Genomic DNA, 17,001 nt, shown 5'->3' with positions numbered 1-17,001 from the left:
TCGGCAGATCCAGCAGCCGGCCGAAGCGGCGCCGGCAAGACTCCAGCACCTGCCGAGGAAAAGGAGCAGACAATGGCAACGAGCAGCGCGCATGGAGAGGGATCGACGAAAGGTGTTCTCAGCCAATTCGGGGTGCCGTATGTGCCGTACTGGCACCCGGGCCACAGCGAACTGCCGTCCGGCGGCCGGGCCCTCCTGGACTGGAACCCGAACCAAGGTCAGGACCAAGACGGCGTCTTCCACCGCTCACGGGTTCCGCTGCGCCCGCGCCGTCAGGATGCGCGGCTCAAAGCCCACCCGAATGCGCGGGCCGGCGAGGGACAGGTGATGTCGTGTGCCGAATTTTGGGGCACCGGGGAAAACCCTCCGCAGGGTGTCGCTTCGTCCCGCTACTACGCCTTCGGGTACTGGCAGTATGTGCAGATCCTGGTCTTCTGGGCCGGGACGGCCGGTGGTGGCCTGATCTGCCCGCCCAACGGGCATGTCACCGACGCCGCCCACCGCAACGGGGTAAAGGTCTACGGCAGCGTCTTCTTTCCGACCCCGAGCCACGGCGGCAAAGAGGCGTGGGTGCGCGACTTCACGACCAAGACGAAAAACGGCACCTACCCAGTGGTCGACAAGCTGGTCGAAGTCGCCCAGTACTTCGGCTTCGACGGCTGGTTCATCAACTACGAGACGCTCACCCGGGGCGATCCAGCAGTGCGCGATGCACTGGCCTATGGCCGCGCGCGCACCACACCCGACACAGCGGGGTCCGTTGACTTTACCTGGTACGAGATGCAACAGCGCGACCTGAACAATCACAACGCGCAGTTCCTGCAAAACGGCTCCCAGCGGGTGTGCGACTCGCTCTTCGTGGACTACTACTGGTACGACACCAACCTGACCAATTCGAAAAACAAGGCGGGGGAGATCAAACGCAGCGTCTACGACCTGCACTTCGGACTGGAACTGGTAGAGGAGAAGAATTGGGACGAGCGTTTGACCCTGCTGTTCACCAAGGACAACACGCACCGCGGCTCCCTGGCCTTGTACAAGGCCCACACCGTTTCCACGCCATCAAAGGGATGTAGCGACACAGAGTGGACACAAGGCTTCTATCGCAAGGAAGCCGACTTCTGGGTCGGTACCAACCACGACCCCTCCCACAGCCCGAACAGCGGCTTCCCCGGCATCGCCCGCTACATCGCCGAAGCCCGCCCCCAGCAGGAACTTCCGTTCGTCACCCACTTCAACACCGGCCACGGACACAGCTACCACCACGCCGGGGCTGTAGTGCGCCACGGCGGCTGGGCCAACCTCGCGCTGCAGGACGTGCTGCCGACCTACCGATGGCTCACCGGCGCCGACGCCGGCGGCGCCCTGGGCGCCTCTCTGTCCTTCCGCGACGCCTGGGAGGGCGGCTCGTGCCTCATGCTGGACACCACCCATCTGGTCCCGGGCAGCTCAGCATGGACACGGCTGTACCAGCTCTACCTGCCCACTACGGACCGCACTCGCATCACCGTGCGCGCCAAGACGCCGCCCTTCTGGGAGAACGGCAACGGCGGCGCCCTGGAGGCGCTGGTCGCAACCGACGCCGCCCCCAAGAAACTCCTTGCCGTCCCCCTGACCCGGCAAAGCGAGGACCAGGCCGGCTGGACCACCTACACCGCCACGCTGCCCGAGAACACCTACTGGCAGCCGCTGGTCCAGCTCGGCCTGCGCCTGACCACTGGCCCTTATCCGGTGCTGCGCCCGCTGCTGGTAGGACAAATCGCCGTGCACGACGAGGAGTTCGCCACGCCGCCGGCCCCCACCGCTCTGGAATTCCAACCGCCCGAGCGAACCATCACCGGTGGTGTCTCCGTACGCCTGGCCTGGGAGCCACCCGCCGACGAGTCCGCCGTCCATCACTACGAAATCTACGAGACCGGCGGCGGCGCGAGCGGAACCTTTCTGGGCGCCAGTCTCAACCCCGTCTTCTTCCTTCCGCAGCTGACCGCACGCGACCGGGCCGCCACCCAAATCGCCGTCACCGCCGTGGGGCACGACGGCACTCACTCACCGAACGCCACCGCCGACATCACCTGGTAACCCAGCCACCGGCCGTCCGCACCCGGGGCAACCTCCGTCGCTGGCACGGCGATCACCCACACCTTCATGGCGCAGGCCAGTCCCCTCCTCATCAGATGATCGCGGGCATCGCCCGGTTGGCCTGCGATGATGGAGGAGCCGTCGCCACCCCCGCATGTCAGACCGGCGGGATCGTGGAGGAGGCTGGGGACACCCTCAAGGGCCACGTGCAAACCCTGCTGCGGCTTCGGGCCCCAGACCGGGACCGAACAACCCGCGGGCCCGGCTGCCACGACGGTATTCGCGGCAGCGTCATGCCGTCCTCGGTGGCGCTTCACCAGCCGCCGGAACTCGGGGCGCTACTCCATTCGAGCGAGCCCCCGGCGAATTCGTAGGGTGACCGGCACCAGCTCCAAGCCTCTGATGGCAACTGTCGTCTCGCTGGTGCACCAGCGGCGCGAGCAAGGCCGTAGAGCGACGCCATGACGTCGGGTGACGGCTGTCCGCGTCCCCACCGACCGCGCCCTTCCCTCCTACCGCCCAGCGCTCGTCACTCCTGCGAGACCGTGTCTACGGTGAAGGAGTTGGGCCTGCCCGGACGCCACGCTCCATTGGGCATGAGCCGGGACCATGGCCGCGCTCGTCACAAGGCGCGAGATTCGCCCGCGCAAGGACAGACATCGACAGGCGAGGAAAATCATGGAACTTTACTCCACCGTGCGCGCGGGCGACTGGCTCCCGTCCGACCAGAGCTTCCTGCGGGACTGGCTGGACGAACGCATCGCGCGGGTCGAGGAGAACGCCCGGCTGGGCAAGACGGAGGACCTCAAACCCTCGGTCGCCGCCCTCCGCGACCTGATCGACAACGACCCGAAGATCCACATGCTCTTCCACGACATGCTAGGGCAGTTGTCCCACCGCGAAACGCCGACCGGCTACCCCCAGGTGCGGACCGTCGACCAACTGCTCCTGCTGTTCGACGAGGCCATCCAGAGCGCTCCCGAGTTCAACAAGTCCGGACTCGTCGGCTTCCCGATCAACGCCATCCTCAACTGGGCGATGGGCACCCAGGCCGGCTTCGCCGCGTTTCTGGACAACGACGTCAACGAGGCTTTCAAGGGCATGCTCGACGAGTGGAGCGCGTTCCTGGCGAGCCCCGCGTCGACGTATGTGCTCGACAAGCGGAAGAACCACTGGTTCAGCGACGAGGCCCTCGCCGCGATGCCGGACTTCGCGAAGACCTTCGTGTGCAAGCCCGAGTCCGAGCACTACGGCTTCACGTCCTGGGACGACTTCTTCACGCGCAGGCTTCGCAGCGGCGTACGCCCCGTCGACACGGGCCCGAAGACGGTCACCAGCGCTGCCGAGTCCGTCCCCTACCGGCTGTCCCGTAACGTTCAGTTGCGCGACACGTTCTGGCTCAAGGGCCAGCCGTACGCCCTCACCTACCTACTCGACTCCGTACACAAGAGCACGGCCGAACCGGAGCCCGACGACTTCGTCGGAGGCACCGTCTACCAGGCGTTCCTCAGCGCCCTCAACTATCACCGGTGGCACAGCCCCGTCGACGGCGAGGTCAAGGCCGTCCGCAACATCCCCGGCACGTACTACTCCCAGACGCCCGCCGCCCTGTGCGATGTCGCCGCCCCCGACCTGTCGCAGGGATACATAGCACATCTCGCCGCCCGCGCGGTGATCTACATCCAGGCCACGAAACCGGCCGTCGGCATGATGGCCTTCGTCGCCATCGGCATGGGCGAGGTTTCGTCCTGCGAGGTGACCGCGAAGGTCGGCCAGCAGGTCAAACGGGGTGACCCGCTCGGATCATTCCACTACGGCGGCTCCACCCACTGCCTGGTCTTCAAGCCGGGCGTGGACCTGGACTTCGTCCCCACGAAGTACCCCGGCGACTCCAACGTCCTCGTCAACGCCGCGGTCGCGAAACTGAAGAACTGATCCGCCTCCCACTGCGCCGCGGCCCGATCACTGTCCGCGAGAACCTGACCAACTGGTGCGGAGTCATGCACAGTCCTGAACTGACGCAGGAAGCGGCCCGCGAAGTGTTTGCCCCGCAGGTCAAAGCCCCTTCGCGGCCAATTACAGGATCGCCACGCACCCCCATGTTGCGTCATGGCGAGCCGTCGACCGTCGGTCTGACGGATATCCGGGCTGCTGGACTCAAATCGACAAATGACTGAACCCACGACATGGGTGAAGGCACCCATAGCAGCGGATGCCTCGACCGGCCGGGTGTTCTCCCAACTCCTGAACGAGAACCTGCGGATCAATCTCGAATTTGGTGAAGCGGGCGAGAGGGTCTCTCGGTCGGGAGACCAGGCTGACCTCATGGAGTTGCGCCTCCGAAATGACCGCCCTTGGATACGCCACAACGGACTCACCATCGGCGTGAGAGCAATCATGGCACCCGCAGACGTTGCACGTCCCCTCGCTACTGCGCTGCACTGTGACGGAGTAGCGCGTGTCGAGTAGGTGCTCGCATGTGTCGATGTCCTCTCCACACAGGGAACAGCACCGTGTCGCGGTGAATCCGGGAGACAGGCCCTGTCTGTCATGCATGAGCGATAGGGGACAAACATGCCAGTAGACGCTCTCCGAGTACTCAAGCTTGCACCCGAACACGCCGCCTACCAAGGCAGCGACGTTATGGGCATGGCGGTGAGCAACTTCGCAGAGGTTGGTGTCTTCGAGGAAGTTGTAGGCGTCGACCGCGCGTGCGAGTGCCTTGCGTGCCACTGTTTCCAACTCATGCCAAGGGTCTGCACGACGTAGTGGGCTCGGCGGCAGCGGAAGATGGTTCGCCATGTCCGTGTACTGCGGATGATTCCACCCGACCCGGCGCAGGCTGAGAAAGCTCGTGAGCGGCGGAGATGGGCGGGCATGCTCGCGAATGGTGTCGCGCAGTCGGTGCTCGGCCTGCGACCACACACGGTCTAGGAACTCTCGTTGCGCCTTTTTTGTGCGGAGCCCGCGTCGGAGAACGGCGTCGGATGTGCCCTGCCATGACGGGAGGTGCTCCAGAGGCAGTCCCCAAGTAAGAGAGGCATTACGGCACCACTGACCATACAAACGCATGGACTGCCGTAATGCCTCTACGCCGTCCCGGTGCATCATGGCCTCTCACACTGGACCCGCGGCTGGAGGAAGCGGCACGCCGTAACGGATGGCAAGGCCACAGAATCTCATTCGGCGGTGCCCTCAGGCCCGGATGGGTCCACAGGAAGCAGTTGTCCGGTAGCCGGGTCAGATACGGCGGTCTGAAGGAGACCCTCAACGTCTGCTAGCCGGCCGGTGACTTCCAAACCTCGAATGACCGTCTCCTCGTCGGTGCGGACAATCTCCGCGACCTTGACCGTCACACGGACCTCGCCAACCTGCTCCGGGGGAAGATCGGCACCGAGTGCGGACCTCGCCCGCTGCCATGTGGTCACAGCGATGTTCTTGATCAGGTCGGCGGTGAGGGTGGAGACGACAGCCACGCACACCGTAGTCACCACGACCGCAGCACTGAACTCGCTGAAGTATCGACGCCCCTCGCGGGGAACGGCGAAGTCGATATCGACATCACGGTGGCGCAGCGTCTTGACGATTCCGGCCGCGTCATCCCGGTACACAGCCACGCCATCGACGCTTGCGTCAGGGAGCAGGTAGACGCGAGCACTTGCGGGAGCGTCCAACACCGCCGCAGGCAGGTCAGCGGCAGAGATCCTCCAAGGCAACACAACATCCTGCGGCCCATCGGTGGCAACCACGGGCAGCACCCCCTCAAGCAGTGATGATTATCGGCCTGAGCCTAGCCTCGCCACCCTCGCTGCGGGTGGCTCGCGACTGGCCCGCCACTGGCTCGCCACCAAGCTGACCTGCGGAAACGCGAGGCTCGTCAGCACACGGCGAACGAATGTGCAGCGACAGGAGCTGCAGACCACCAACTGGCTCAACAAAGCCGCATCCGCGGCAGAGGCAAGTCGCCAGTTCTCCATAACTACACGTCAGCACGAGCCCGACCTTGGCCATAGGCGCCACACCGCCCATGGAGCGCTCCACCAGTTCGAACCCCCGCACGTCGCCCTCACTGCCGTCGACGCTCTGGTTCCCCGACTCGGACGAGCCCAACGCCGCCCCCATTCCAGGCGCCGTGTTGCCGGCCTGGGCCCTGGACAAGATCCGTACGGAGTTCGTCGGGTGTCCCACCAGCGCCCCCGCGCCGCTGTTGAAGATCGCCATCCGCGACGCGATGTCAGGCATGGACGCCCGCATCCCGACCGCGACGCTTCCCTGCGAGGCGGACGAGGGCGAGCCGAAGCCGTCGGCCCTTCTCCTCGCCGAGCTGCACCCCGACGCGCTTCCCGCTCCCACCGAGGCGCTGCCGACCGGTGGCGTGGAGACGCTCGGTTCGGTGGAGGACGGTTGGCCAGGCTTCTTCCACCGTGCCCATCGGCTCCTGCCCGGCGACGGACTCATGCTGCTGGCCACCCGCCAGCGCCGGGACGTCGGCCGCCTCAGCGATCCCCTCGGCACGCTGGTTGCCACCGCCCGCACCGCGGGCTTTCGCTACCTCCAGCACATCGTGGTCGTCTACGCCCACCTGTCCGGCGACCAACTCGTGCCCTCGCTGCCACCAGATGCGTACCGCAGTGTGGCGCACTGCGACCTGGTCGCCCTGTCCGCCATTGACCACCCATAACCCCGACCGGAGGAGACCTCGTAGTGCCCGCACCCTTTTCGGTCTGGAACACCGCCCCCACCTCCGCAGCGGCGCAACGCAAAGGACGCTACGCGCCCGGCTCATCCGCCCACCCCGCCAAGATGCTCCCCAAGATCGCAGCCCATGCCATCGCTGCCTACACCCGTCCCGGCGACCTGGTTCTCGATCCGATGTGCGGCATCGGCACCACGCTGGTGGAAGCCATCCACCTGGGCCGCAACGCCCTCGGGGTCGAGTACGAACCCCGGTGGGCCGCCCTCGCCCGTATCAACGCCGCTGCGGCTGCGCGCGCGGCGGGCGCCGGTTTCGGCTCCGTGCGCTGCGGCGACGCCCGCGACCTCACCCGCCTCATCCCGTTCGAGCACCACGGGAAGGTGGACCTCGTCATCACCTCGCCTCCGTACGGGAACTCGGTGCACGGGCACGTGCGCTCCACGCGGGAGACGGGCGAACGCGGAGTCGTCAAACGGTGTGACCGCTACAGCCACGATCCGTCCAACCTCGCCCACGTCTCCACCGACCGGCTCCTCAACGCCTTCGCCGAGATCCTGACCCAATGCCGAGTCGTCCTGCGGCCTGGGGGAACCGTGGTCGTCACGACCCGCCCGTGGCGCGAGCGGGGTGAACTCATCGACTTGCCGTCCGCCGTGATCGCTGCCGGCCGGGCGGCAGGGCTCGCGCCCACCGAGCGCTGTGTCGCGCTCCTGGCCGGCATCCGCGACGGTCGCCTGATCCCTCGCTCATCCTTCTTCCAAATGAAGTACGTACGCGATGCCCGCCGCCAAGGCATCCCGCTGGCGGTCATCCAGCACGAGGACGTCCTCGTCTTCACCCGGCCCGACAGGGCACTGCCGGAACACGGCAGTCAACAAGGGCAGAGCCACTCGTCCAGGGAGGCCGACGATTCGCGCCCCGCGTACCTGCACTCAGCGAAACCGTGATGGGCATCGTTGATCTGCCGCGCGGTCGCGATGGCGGCGACGGGGGCCTGCTCCAGCGCCATCCATCGCCGCCACCAGGCTTTGAGGTCGTGCTCCCCGAGAGCGATCCCGTGCTCACCTTGTCGGCCGCCGCTGTCCTGGTGCGCATCCTGCGTCGCCACGCCGAGCGAACTGGCCCTTCAGGCAGAGTCGAGCTATCGATGGACACCCACGACGACCACCAATCGAAAGGCCACGGCGGTGGAACACGATGACCTCCCCCTTCCCTGGCTGCGCGCCGCAAGCACTCCTGCCCCTCCCACAGGCCCGACAGCACCTACCCACGGGATGCGGTTCGCCTTCTGCGGACGCGTATCCACCGAAGACCACCAGGACCCCGAAGCCTCCCGCCTGTGGCAGTTGAACCGCGCTCAAGCGCTCATCAGTTCCACAGGCGGCACGATCGTCGACGAGTACTTCGACATTGGGCACAGTCGCGCCCTGCCCTGGAAGCGCCGGCCTCGCGCATCGGCACTGCTGACCGCGCTCGCCAACCCCGACCGAGGGTTCGGTGCAGTGGTCATCGGCGAGCCCCAGCGCGCCTTTTACGGCAGCCAGTTCGGCAACACCTTCCCCCTCTTCGTCCACTACGGCGTTCCCTTGTGGGTCCCGGAGGTCGGCGGCCCCATCGACCCGGACAACGAGGCCCACGACCTGATCATGTCCGTCTTCGGCGGCATGTCCAAGGGCGAGCGCAACCGCATCAAGGTCCGCGTGCACTCCGCCATGTCCGCCCTCGCTCTGATGGAGGGACGCTACCTCGGCGGGCGCCCGCCCTACGGGTACCGGCTCAAGGACCTGGGGCCCCACCCCCATCCCGCCAAGGCCGCAGACGGCAAACGTCTGTACGGGCTGGAACCCGACCCAACCACGGCCCCAGTCGTGACCCGCATCTTCACCGACTACCTCAAGGGGCTCGGGCTGTTCGCCGTCGCCGAAAGATTGACCCGCGACACCATCCCCTGCCCTTCCGCCCACGATCGGACCCGCAACCCCCACCGCAGCGGCGTCGCGTGGTCCAAAAGCGCCGTCCGCGCGATCCTGACCAACCCCCGCTACACCGGCCGCAACGTCTGGAACCGGCAACACAAACACGAAACCCTGGCCGACATCGAAGACGTCACCCTCGGCTACGCCACCACCATGCGCTGGAACAGCCAAGACAAGTGGATCGTCTCCAAAAAGATCGTCCACACCCCCTTGGTCAGCGACGACACCTTCGCCCGAGCCCAGAGCATCCTGGCCACACGCAACCGCACCGGCCCCGCTCACGGCGTCAAGCGCACCCGCAATTCCTACGTGCTACGAGGCCTGATCAAGCACGCCGCATGCATGCGCAAGATGCAAGGCCACTGGGCACACGAAGAGGCGTACTACCGCTGCCGCTACGCCCAGGAATACGCGCTAGCCAACAACGTCTCCCACCCGCGCAACGTCTACCTGCGCGAGAGCTGGGTCCTCGACCCGCTCGACGCCTGGCTGACCACCGTCTTCAAACCCCACCGCCTCGACGACACCATCGACGCCATGGCCGCCAGCACAACCCCGAAGCACCACACCGAGGCGGATGCCGCCCGCGCGAAGATCGCCGACTGCGACGCCAAGCTCGCCACCCACCGTGCCGCCCTCGAAGCCGGGGCCGACCCCACCGTCGTCACCCAATGGATCGCCGAAACCCAAGCACACCGGGCACGAGCGGCAGCCGAGCTGGGTCGCACCGTCACAGCCCAGGGAGGCCGCATGACTCGAGAGGACATCGCCGAGCTGGTCCGCGCCGCCGGCGAACTCACGGAGGTCATTCGGCAAGCCGATCCCGCAGACAAGGCCGAGATCTACAAGCAGCTCGGGCTACGACTCACCTACGACTCCGGGAAACACAAAGTGCTGGTCGAGATCGATCTCAACCAGCACTCTCTGGGCTCCCGTGGGCTACCAGTCGGTGTCCGAGGGGGGACTTGAACCCCCACGCCCGATAAAGGGCACTAGCACCTCAAGCTAGCGCGTCTGCCATTCCGCCACCCGGACCAGGTGTGCTCCGCGGTTCCCCGCGGCGACATGGATAACGATACCAAGGATTCGCAGTGCGTTTCACCTGCGTATCCGCACCTCACGAGGGGTCCCGGAGGCATGTCAGCCAACGGCCGCAGAGCGATGGGGCGCGCACGCAGGGTGACGGCTTCTTCGGGTCGGCGGAGCGGTTTCGGCGACCGCGGCCCGGGTACCTCGTCGGACTCGCGTCCCGCTCGTGACGTGCCGTGATGGGTGACAATGCGGGAGGCAGGGCCGGCGCGTACGCGGGTTGGCCGACGGTATCGCGACGACCAGGATGGATCGACACCATGGGACGGGTCACCGAGCGACGGCGCGTGGTACGCATCCGTGGCGGCAAGGTCAGTACGCGGCCCGACACGCTCGTGGCCGAGGAGCCGCTGGAGATCCGGCTGAACGGCAAGCCGCTCGCGATCACGATGCGCACCCCGGGGGACGACTTCGCGCTGGCCGCCGGGTTCCTGGTGAGCGAGGGTGTGCTCGCGCGCGACAGCGACCTGGCCACCATCGCGTACTGCGCGGGGGCGGTCGCCGCGCCACGGGACGAGCCGACCGACGAGCTGGTCGACGGGCCTCCAGGCGGGTTGGGGGTCGCGGCGGGCGGGGGTGGCGGGGTGGCTGCCGGGTGGACGACCGCGCCGCTGCCCGCCGCCGTCGGGCGACGGGCCGGCGGGGTGGGGCGGGGTGGCGCGGGGCTGCCCGTGATCGACACGCGGGGCGACGCCGGAAGCGCCCCGGGTGGCGCCGGGGCCCGGGGCGCCAACACGTACAACGTGGTCGACGTGCACCTCGCGCCAGGTGTGCCGCTGCCTGACATCGGGTTGGAACGCAACGTGTACACCACCTCGTCGTGTGGGTTGTGCGGGAAGGCCAGCCTGGAGGCGGTGCGCACGACCGCGCGCTGGCCCGTGGGTGATCCGGCCACGCCGGTCGTCCTCTCCCCCGACGTGCTGGCCGCGCTGCCGGATCGGTTGCGCGCGGCGCAGCGCGTGTTCGAGCGCACGGGTGGGCTGCACGCCGCCGCGCTGTTCACGGCGGAGGGCGAACTGCTGGACGTACGGGAGGACGTGGGCCGGCACAACGCCGTGGACAAGCTCGTCGGCCGCGCCCTCCAGCAGGGGCGGCTGCCGCTGTCCTCCAGCGTGTTGCTGGTGTCGGGGCGGGCGTCCTTCGAGCTGGCACAGAAGGCGGTGATGGCCGGTATTCCGGTGCTCGCCGCGGTATCGGCGCCCTCGTCGCTGGCGGTCGACCTGGCCGAGGAGACGGGGCTGACCCTGATCGGCTTCCTGCGGGGCGCGGACATGAACGTGTACGCGGGCGCGGAGCGGGTGAGCTGGGAGGAGTAGTCGGGTCGGCGCCGGGGTGAGGCGGGCGTGGCCGGGGGCGCACTCGGCGGGCGAGGCGTCACTGTTCGCGAAGCGGCCCGGACCCCCGTTGCCGCTACGCGGGCGTCGCCTGCGGGGTGGGCGTACGGAGCGGTTTGAGCGCCCCGGACCAGGCGATGACCTCGTCCAGCAGCTCGTTCAACGTCGTTTCCTGGTGGGGACCAGGGGTGATGACGCCCGGCTCGGACGGGTCGGTGATCTCGAAGTCGGTGAAGGCCGAGAGGGCGACCTGGGTGCGCACGGTGGCGACCTGGAGTTCGGTCATGGTCAGCCGCAGGTGTTCCACGGCGCGGGTGCCGCCGTGTACGCCGTGGCTGACGAAACCGGCCGCCTTGTTGTTCCACTCCGCGTACAGGAAGTCGATCGCGTTCTTCAACGCGCCGGGGAAGGAGTGGTTGTACTCCGGGGTGACGAAGACGAACCCGTCGTACGAGTCGATGGCCCGTGCCCACCGCATGGTGTGTGGGTGGCGGTAGTCACCGAACAGGGCCGGGAGCGGCTCGTCCAGGACGGGGAGCGCGTGGTCCGCCAAGTCCACGGTCTCGAAGGTCACCTCTCCGCGGGTGACGGCCGCGTGCCGGGCGGCGACCTGGGCGACCCAGTCGGCCGCGACGGCCGTCCTGCGGGTCGACCGGGTGCTGCCGATGATGATGGCGATCCTGAGCATGGGTCTCTCCTCGACTCGACGTCCAGGCGCAATGACGTACCGCGGTGCTGTGCGCCTCAGCACGAGTTAAAGTACAACGGTCGTGGTAATTAGTAAAACGCTCACTGCAAAAAACCTGGAGGGCCCAGCGTGACCAGTCAGAACGCCGCAGCCGGACGTCCTCGAGGCAGGTCGGCGGACAAGCGGAAGGCGATCCTCGGCGGTGCGCTGACCGTCTTCGCCCGGGACGGCTACGCCCGGGCCAGCATCGACGCCATCGCCGCCGAAGCCGGGGTCTCCACGCGCACCATCTACAACCACTTCGGGGACAAGGCCGAGCTGTTCCAGGCCACCATCCGGGAGAGCGCCACGCTGGCCGCCGAAGCCCAGCTCGCCATCATCGACCGGCACCTGCGCAAGGTCACCGACCTGGAGGCCGATCTCCTCGATTTCGGCCGGGAGTTCACCGCCCCGATGACCGGTACGCACGCGGCGCACTTCGCGCTCGTACGTCAGATCCACGCCGACGCCGGGCACATCCCGCAGGCGGCCATCGACGTCTGGCAGGAGACCGGCCCGCTGCGGGTCCGCCGCGCGCTCGCCGCGCACCTGCGTCAATGGTCGGAGCAGGGGCTGCTCCGCACCGCCGATCCCGACCGGGCGGCCATCCACCTCATGCTGCTGATCTCCGCCGCGGACCCCGCCCGGCCAGGCTTCGGCACACCCACACAGGAGGACGTCGACGACAGGATCGCCGCCGGCATCCATGTCTTCCTCAACGGGTACCGGCGCTGACCCCTCGGACCCGCTGCCCGTCAGCTCCGATGCGGGCTGACCTGCTCCCGGGCCGTTCGGAGGGGGCCCGATCGTCAGCGGACGCCGTACGCCAGCTCAGCGGGGGGGCTGCCAGGTGGCGGACCGCGCGGCGGCGTGCGGGCCGTACCGCCGTGACGAGCACGCCAGCAGCGCCCGCCCGTTCCGCCCACCCGCTGGGCAGCGGCGGAGCCGCGTTCGCGACCCGCGCCGGCGCGGCACCGGGTGCGCGTTGTCCGGGCACGGCAACGACGGGCGCCGCGTCACGGCGCGCCAGCTCCTGCCCCACACCCGCGGCCTGGCCCAGCTACGCCCGGTACCCGATGCTGTTTCCTACGGGGCACTCGGCGCGCGGCTACCACGCGCACCGCTACCGGCGGTTCGCTCCCGCGCGCCTCCTGGCCGGCGTTCCGCTACACGCTCCTGACTTCCCACCGGGCACCAACTGGCGTGCGTACGGTCGGGTTGGCCCGGCGCCATCGGGTGACGAGCCGCCGCCCGCGACACGCCCGGGCCCGCCCCTGCCCCGGTCACGCCCCCGGAGGTGCCCGGCGCTGCGCCGGCGTGGCGGGCGCCGGGGTGGCGAGACGTGGCCGACTCGGCGTCAGTTCGTGGGCGGGGAACGGGATGCCGGGTGGCAGCGGGTGCGGCCGGCAGAGGGGGCGGGTGAGGCTGGCGTGGGGCGTGGGGTGGCGCCGCCTCGCGCCCTCGACCATGTGTTCTTGGTTCCCCTGAGCGAGTGAAGCCCGCGCGGCGCGCGGTTCTTGTGGCGGTAGTCGGGAGAGAAGTAACTTCTGCGCAGCGCACATGGGACGTGGGATGTCTTGATGTCCAGATGCCTTCGAAGGGCAGGTCCGAGTATGGCGTCAGAACTTCACGCAGACCCCGCTAGAGGCGGTAGATCTCAGCAATCCCCATCCACTCAGCCCCCGCACGAGGCGCGCCCAACCCACACCTCGCCAGCCCACACCTCGTACGACACCACCCCAGCCACCACCTCGTACGACACCACCGGTGCGTACGACTCGACCGACCCGTGCGACACCGACGGGCGCCGGCGCGGCGGCGTTCGCCGGAGCGCGCCTCGCCACGGCGGGCGCGTGCGCCGCGCACGTCTGCGCCGCGCGCGCCGTACGACGCTGTGGGCCTTTCTGCTGCTGGCCCTGCTGCCCGCTCCGGTGCGGGCCGTGGTGGCGGGGCAGGAAGCGGCGGTGGCGGCTCGGCCGGGCATCGAGCAGCAGGTGCTCTTCAAGGCACCTGAGGACGGCGACTACGCCTGTTTCCGGATTCCCGCCCTCGTCGAGACCCGGGACAAGACCGTGCTGGCGTTCGCCGAGGGACGAGTGGACAACTGCGGCGACGCGGGCGACATAGACCTCGTACTGAAGCGCTCCTTCGACGGCGGGCGCACCTGGTCCAAGCTCCAGGTCATCGACGAGGGCGCGGGCGACACGCACGGCAATCCGGCGCCGGTCGTGGACCGCGAGACCGGCCGCGTCCTGCTGGCCAGCACGTACAACAAGGGGCGGGCCGACGCGGGGAACTGTGAGGTCCCCTGCGACCGCAGGCCGCACCTGCAACACAGCGACGACGACGGGGCGACGTGGTCGACGCCGCGCGACATCAGCGGCGAAATCCGCGATCCGCGCTGGGACGCGTGGTACGCCACCGGCCCTGTGCACGGCATCCAACTCACCCGCGGCAAGCACGCGGGTCGGCTGGTGTTCGGCGTCAACGCGGAGAGCTACGGGACCGACCGCATCACCGAGAACCACGCCGCGCTGGTGCTGAGTGACGACGGCGGCGACTCGTGGCGGCTCGGTGCGCGGGACACGTGGCCGCTGGCCCCCGACGGGACGTTCCGGCAGAAGCCGTCCGAACTGACGCTGGTGGAGCGGGTGGACGGTGGCATCTACGTCAACGGGCGCGAGCAGGAGGGCAAGGACCTCGGCCATCGGGACGCCGCGGTGAGCCAGGACGGTGGGGAGAGCTTCCAGGCGCCGTTCCGCGCGCTGCCCGACCTGTACACGCCGATGGTGCAGGGCGCGGTGATCCGGCTGCCCAGCGCGGGCCGGCGCGGCCCCGGCCGGCTACTGCTGTCCGCGCCGGCCGACCCGGACCGGCGGCGCACGATGATGATCCGCTCCTCCTACGACGAGGGCCGCACCTGGGAGAGCGTGGACCGGGGCGCGGTGGTGACCACCGACTGGTCCGGCTACTCCGACCTGGTCGCCCTGTCGGACGGCCAGGTCGGGCTGGCGTACGAGGGCGGGGCCGTGGACGCCCGCGACGAGATCCGCTTCGCGCGCCTGACCGAGGACTGGCTCGGGCCGCGCCGCGGGCCCGACCCGACGACGGCGGACGGCGGGCGCGGCGCGCGGCCGGCCGCGGTGCTGGGCGGGGCGCGAACGGGCGACGGGCGGTTCGGACGGGCGGTGGAGTTCGACGGCGTCGACGACGCGGTGCGGCTGCCGTTCCGCGAGACGCTGCCGCTTCGGGAGCGGGACTTCACCGTCAGCCTGTGGTTCCGGTACGAGGCCACCGGCGGCGAGCAACCCTTCCTGTGGATGGGCGGGGTCGGCAACAAGTCTCCCCAGGTGGCGGTGCGCGGCGAGCCGGGCAGCGACCGGATCACCGCGTCCATACTGACGGTGGCGGGCGCGGCACCGCCGACCACGACGACGGTGCGTGCCCCGGGCGCGTACAACGACGGCCGCTGGCACCACCTGGCCCTGCGTCGCGGCGGCGGCGAACTCACCCTCTTCGTGGACGGCACGCCGACCGCGGTGGGCGCCCCGGCCGGTTCGGTCAGCCGCAACTCGGTCTTCGGCGTGCACGTCGGACAGAAGGTGGACAGCCGCTCCCACCTGACGGGCGCGCTGGACGAGGTGCTGGTCGTCGACCGCGCCCTGCCGGACGCCGACATCGAGCGGTTGGGTTCCACGTCGGCGCAGGGCATCGCCGGTAACGGCGCGGTGCTGTGGCTGCCGCTGGATCGCGTACGCCAGCCCTGACGCGGTACGCACGCGTCGGCCCCGGTCGCCCACGGGCGGCCGGGGCCGACGCGTGTTCGCCGACGGCCCGGCCCCCTCAAAGGGTCGGCCCCCTCGGAGGGTCGGCCCCCTCGGAGGGTCGGCCCGCGCTCGGCCGGCCCGGGGGCCGGAACCTCGGGCCGAGGCGCGCGGACCGTTCGGCGGCGGGCCGGGGGGCGTGCGCGGCCCGTGCGCCGGGGGTCCTAGGCCGACGGGGCGCGGACCGCGTCGCTCGGCCGGGGCGTCGGGGCGGTGGTGCCTGGGGTGGGGGGCGGTGCCGGGGTGTGCGGGGCGCGGGCCGCGTACCGCCTGGCCAGGACCGCGCAGACCATGAGCTGCATCTGGTGGAAGAGCATGAGCGGCAGCACCGCGAACCCCGCGTCCGCGCCGAACAGCACGCTCGCCATGGGCAACCCCGCCGCCAGGCTCTTCTTCGAGCCGGCGAAGGTGATCGCCACCCGGTCGGCGTACGGGAAGCCGAGGCGGCGCGCGCCGTACGAGGTCAGGGTGAGCATCGTGGCGAGCAGCGCCGCCTCCACGCCCAGCAGGGCGAGCAGCCGCGCCCAGGTGACCTGCTGCCACACGCCGTCGGCCATGCCGTGGCTGAAGGCGGTGTAGACGACCAGCAGGATCGAGCCCCGGTCGGCGTACCCGAGCACGCGCCGGTGGCGGGCGACGAAGCCGCCGACCCAGCGGCGCAGCAGTTGTCCGGCCAGGAACGGCACCAGCAGGTGGAGCGCGATGGACAGCAGCGAGCCGACCGAGAACCCGCCGCTCGCGCCGAGCAGCAGCCCGGTCAGTACCGGCGTGACGACCACGCCGACCAGGCTGGAGAAGGAGCCCGCGACGATGGCCGCGGCCACGTTGCCACGGGCCACCGAGGTGAAGGCGATGGAGGACTGGATGGTGGAGGGCACCAGGCACAGGAAGAGCAGTCCGGTGTGGAGCTGGGGCGTCAGCACCAGCGGGACCAGCGCCCCGGCGGCCAGGCCGAGCGCCGGGAAGAGCACGAAGGTGCAGGCGAGGACGGACAGGTGGAGCCGCCAGTGGGCGAGCCCCGCCGTCGTCTCGCGGGCCGAGAGTCGGGCGCCGTAGAGGAAGAACAGGCCGGCGACGGCGACCGTGGTGGTGTCGTCCGCGACCACGGCCGCCTGCCCGGTGACCGGCAGCAGGGCGGCCAGCCCGACGGTGGCCACCAGCGCCAGGAGGAACCCGTCGAGCGGCAGCCAGCCGGGCATCGCGAGGGCGGGGCGGCGCATGGGCTCCCTTTCCGTTCGGAACTCTCCCCGACCGAGTCGGCCGGTACCCGGCCACC

11 protein-coding genes and 1 tRNA gene are annotated in these 17,001 nt (G+C 69.4%); 8 read left to right on the top strand and 4 right to left on the bottom strand.

The window, feature by feature from the left end; genetic code table 11:
* Positions 1 to 72: 72 nt before the first annotated feature.
* Positions 73 to 2,079, top strand: coding sequence for an endo-beta-N-acetylglucosaminidase (locus tag AC3CHW_RS29575; RefSeq protein ID WP_488468489.1), 2,007 nt, complete (start codon positions 73 to 75; stop codon positions 2,077 to 2,079).
* Positions 2,080 to 2,757: 678 nt separating this feature from the next.
* Positions 2,758 to 4,014 (top strand): phophatidylserine decarboxylase associated domain-containing protein, encoded by a 1,257-nt coding sequence (locus AC3CHW_RS29570; protein WP_488468488.1) that lies wholly within the window; start codon positions 2,758 to 2,760, stop codon positions 4,012 to 4,014.
* A 1,244-nt stretch (positions 4,015 to 5,258) separates the two neighbouring features.
* Here AC3CHW_RS29570 and AC3CHW_RS29565 read toward each other — a convergent pair.
* The gene (locus tag AC3CHW_RS29565; RefSeq protein WP_398610595.1) at positions 5,259 to 5,828 is read right to left on the bottom strand and encodes a hypothetical protein; all 570 of its coding nucleotides are present in this window, start codon (positions 5,826 to 5,828) and stop codon (positions 5,259 to 5,261) included.
* A 278-nt stretch (positions 5,829 to 6,106) separates the two neighbouring features.
* On the opposite strand from AC3CHW_RS29565, the gene AC3CHW_RS29560 reads away from it, so the two are divergent.
* The 3 genes from AC3CHW_RS29560 to AC3CHW_RS29550 all read left to right on the top strand — a co-directional run bounded on the left by AC3CHW_RS29560 (position 6,107) and on the right by AC3CHW_RS29550 (position 9,720).
* Positions 6,107 to 6,760 carry a hypothetical protein gene (locus tag AC3CHW_RS29560; RefSeq protein WP_398610596.1) on the top strand — a complete coding sequence of 218 codons (654 nt, stop codon included), beginning with the start codon at positions 6,107 to 6,109 and terminating at the stop codon, positions 6,758 to 6,760.
* A 23-nt stretch (positions 6,761 to 6,783) separates the two neighbouring features.
* On the top strand, positions 6,784 to 7,722 hold the full coding sequence (locus AC3CHW_RS29555) for a TRM11 family SAM-dependent methyltransferase (RefSeq protein WP_488468487.1): 939 nt from the start codon (positions 6,784 to 6,786) through the stop codon (positions 7,720 to 7,722).
* A 327-nt stretch (positions 7,723 to 8,049) separates the two neighbouring features.
* Positions 8,050 to 9,720: a recombinase family protein gene (locus AC3CHW_RS29550; protein ID WP_398610598.1), complete on the top strand. Its 1,671-nt coding sequence runs from the start codon at positions 8,050 to 8,052 to the stop codon at positions 9,718 to 9,720.
* Here the strand turns inward: AC3CHW_RS29550 and AC3CHW_RS29545 are convergent.
* Positions 9,702 to 9,786: transfer RNA gene (locus tag AC3CHW_RS29545), tRNA-Leu, on the bottom strand. The two genes, AC3CHW_RS29550 and AC3CHW_RS29545, sit on opposite strands and share 19 nt — an antisense overlap.
* A gap of 314 nt (positions 9,787 to 10,100) precedes the next feature.
* Here AC3CHW_RS29545 and fdhD point away from each other — a divergent pair.
* Positions 10,101 to 11,156 (top strand): formate dehydrogenase accessory sulfurtransferase FdhD, encoded by a 1,056-nt coding sequence (gene fdhD, locus AC3CHW_RS29540; RefSeq protein WP_488468486.1) that lies wholly within the window; start codon positions 10,101 to 10,103, stop codon positions 11,154 to 11,156.
* Between the two features lie 94 nt (positions 11,157 to 11,250).
* Here fdhD and AC3CHW_RS29535 read toward each other — a convergent pair whose 3' ends face one another.
* Complete coding sequence (locus AC3CHW_RS29535) at positions 11,251 to 11,862, bottom strand: NADPH-dependent FMN reductase (RefSeq protein ID WP_488468485.1); 612 nt, start codon at positions 11,860 to 11,862, stop codon at positions 11,251 to 11,253.
* Positions 11,863 to 11,991: 129 nt separating this feature from the next.
* On the opposite strand from AC3CHW_RS29535, the gene AC3CHW_RS29530 reads away from it, so the two are divergent.
* Together AC3CHW_RS29530 and AC3CHW_RS29525 are read left to right on the top strand one after the other, a co-directional pair.
* A complete protein-coding gene (locus AC3CHW_RS29530) occupies positions 11,992 to 12,636 on the top strand; it encodes a TetR/AcrR family transcriptional regulator (RefSeq protein ID WP_488468484.1) in 645 nt (214 codons plus the stop codon).
* Between the two features lie 1,118 nt (positions 12,637 to 13,754).
* Positions 13,755 to 15,668 (top strand): exo-alpha-sialidase, encoded by a 1,914-nt coding sequence (locus AC3CHW_RS29525; protein WP_488468483.1) that lies wholly within the window; start codon positions 13,755 to 13,757, stop codon positions 15,666 to 15,668.
* A 221-nt stretch (positions 15,669 to 15,889) separates the two neighbouring features.
* Here the strand turns inward: AC3CHW_RS29525 and AC3CHW_RS29520 are convergent, their stop codons facing one another.
* Positions 15,890 to 16,945, bottom strand: coding sequence for a bile acid:sodium symporter family protein (locus AC3CHW_RS29520; RefSeq protein ID WP_488468482.1), 1,056 nt, complete (start codon positions 16,943 to 16,945; stop codon positions 15,890 to 15,892).
* Positions 16,946 to 17,001 lie beyond the last annotated feature (56 nt).

Source organism: Streptomyces sp. MGP-BFMKR1, from assembly GCF_057766585.1.
Note: the sequence above shows the minus strand (reverse complement) of the source record. Positions and strands in the feature narration are given on the sequence as shown.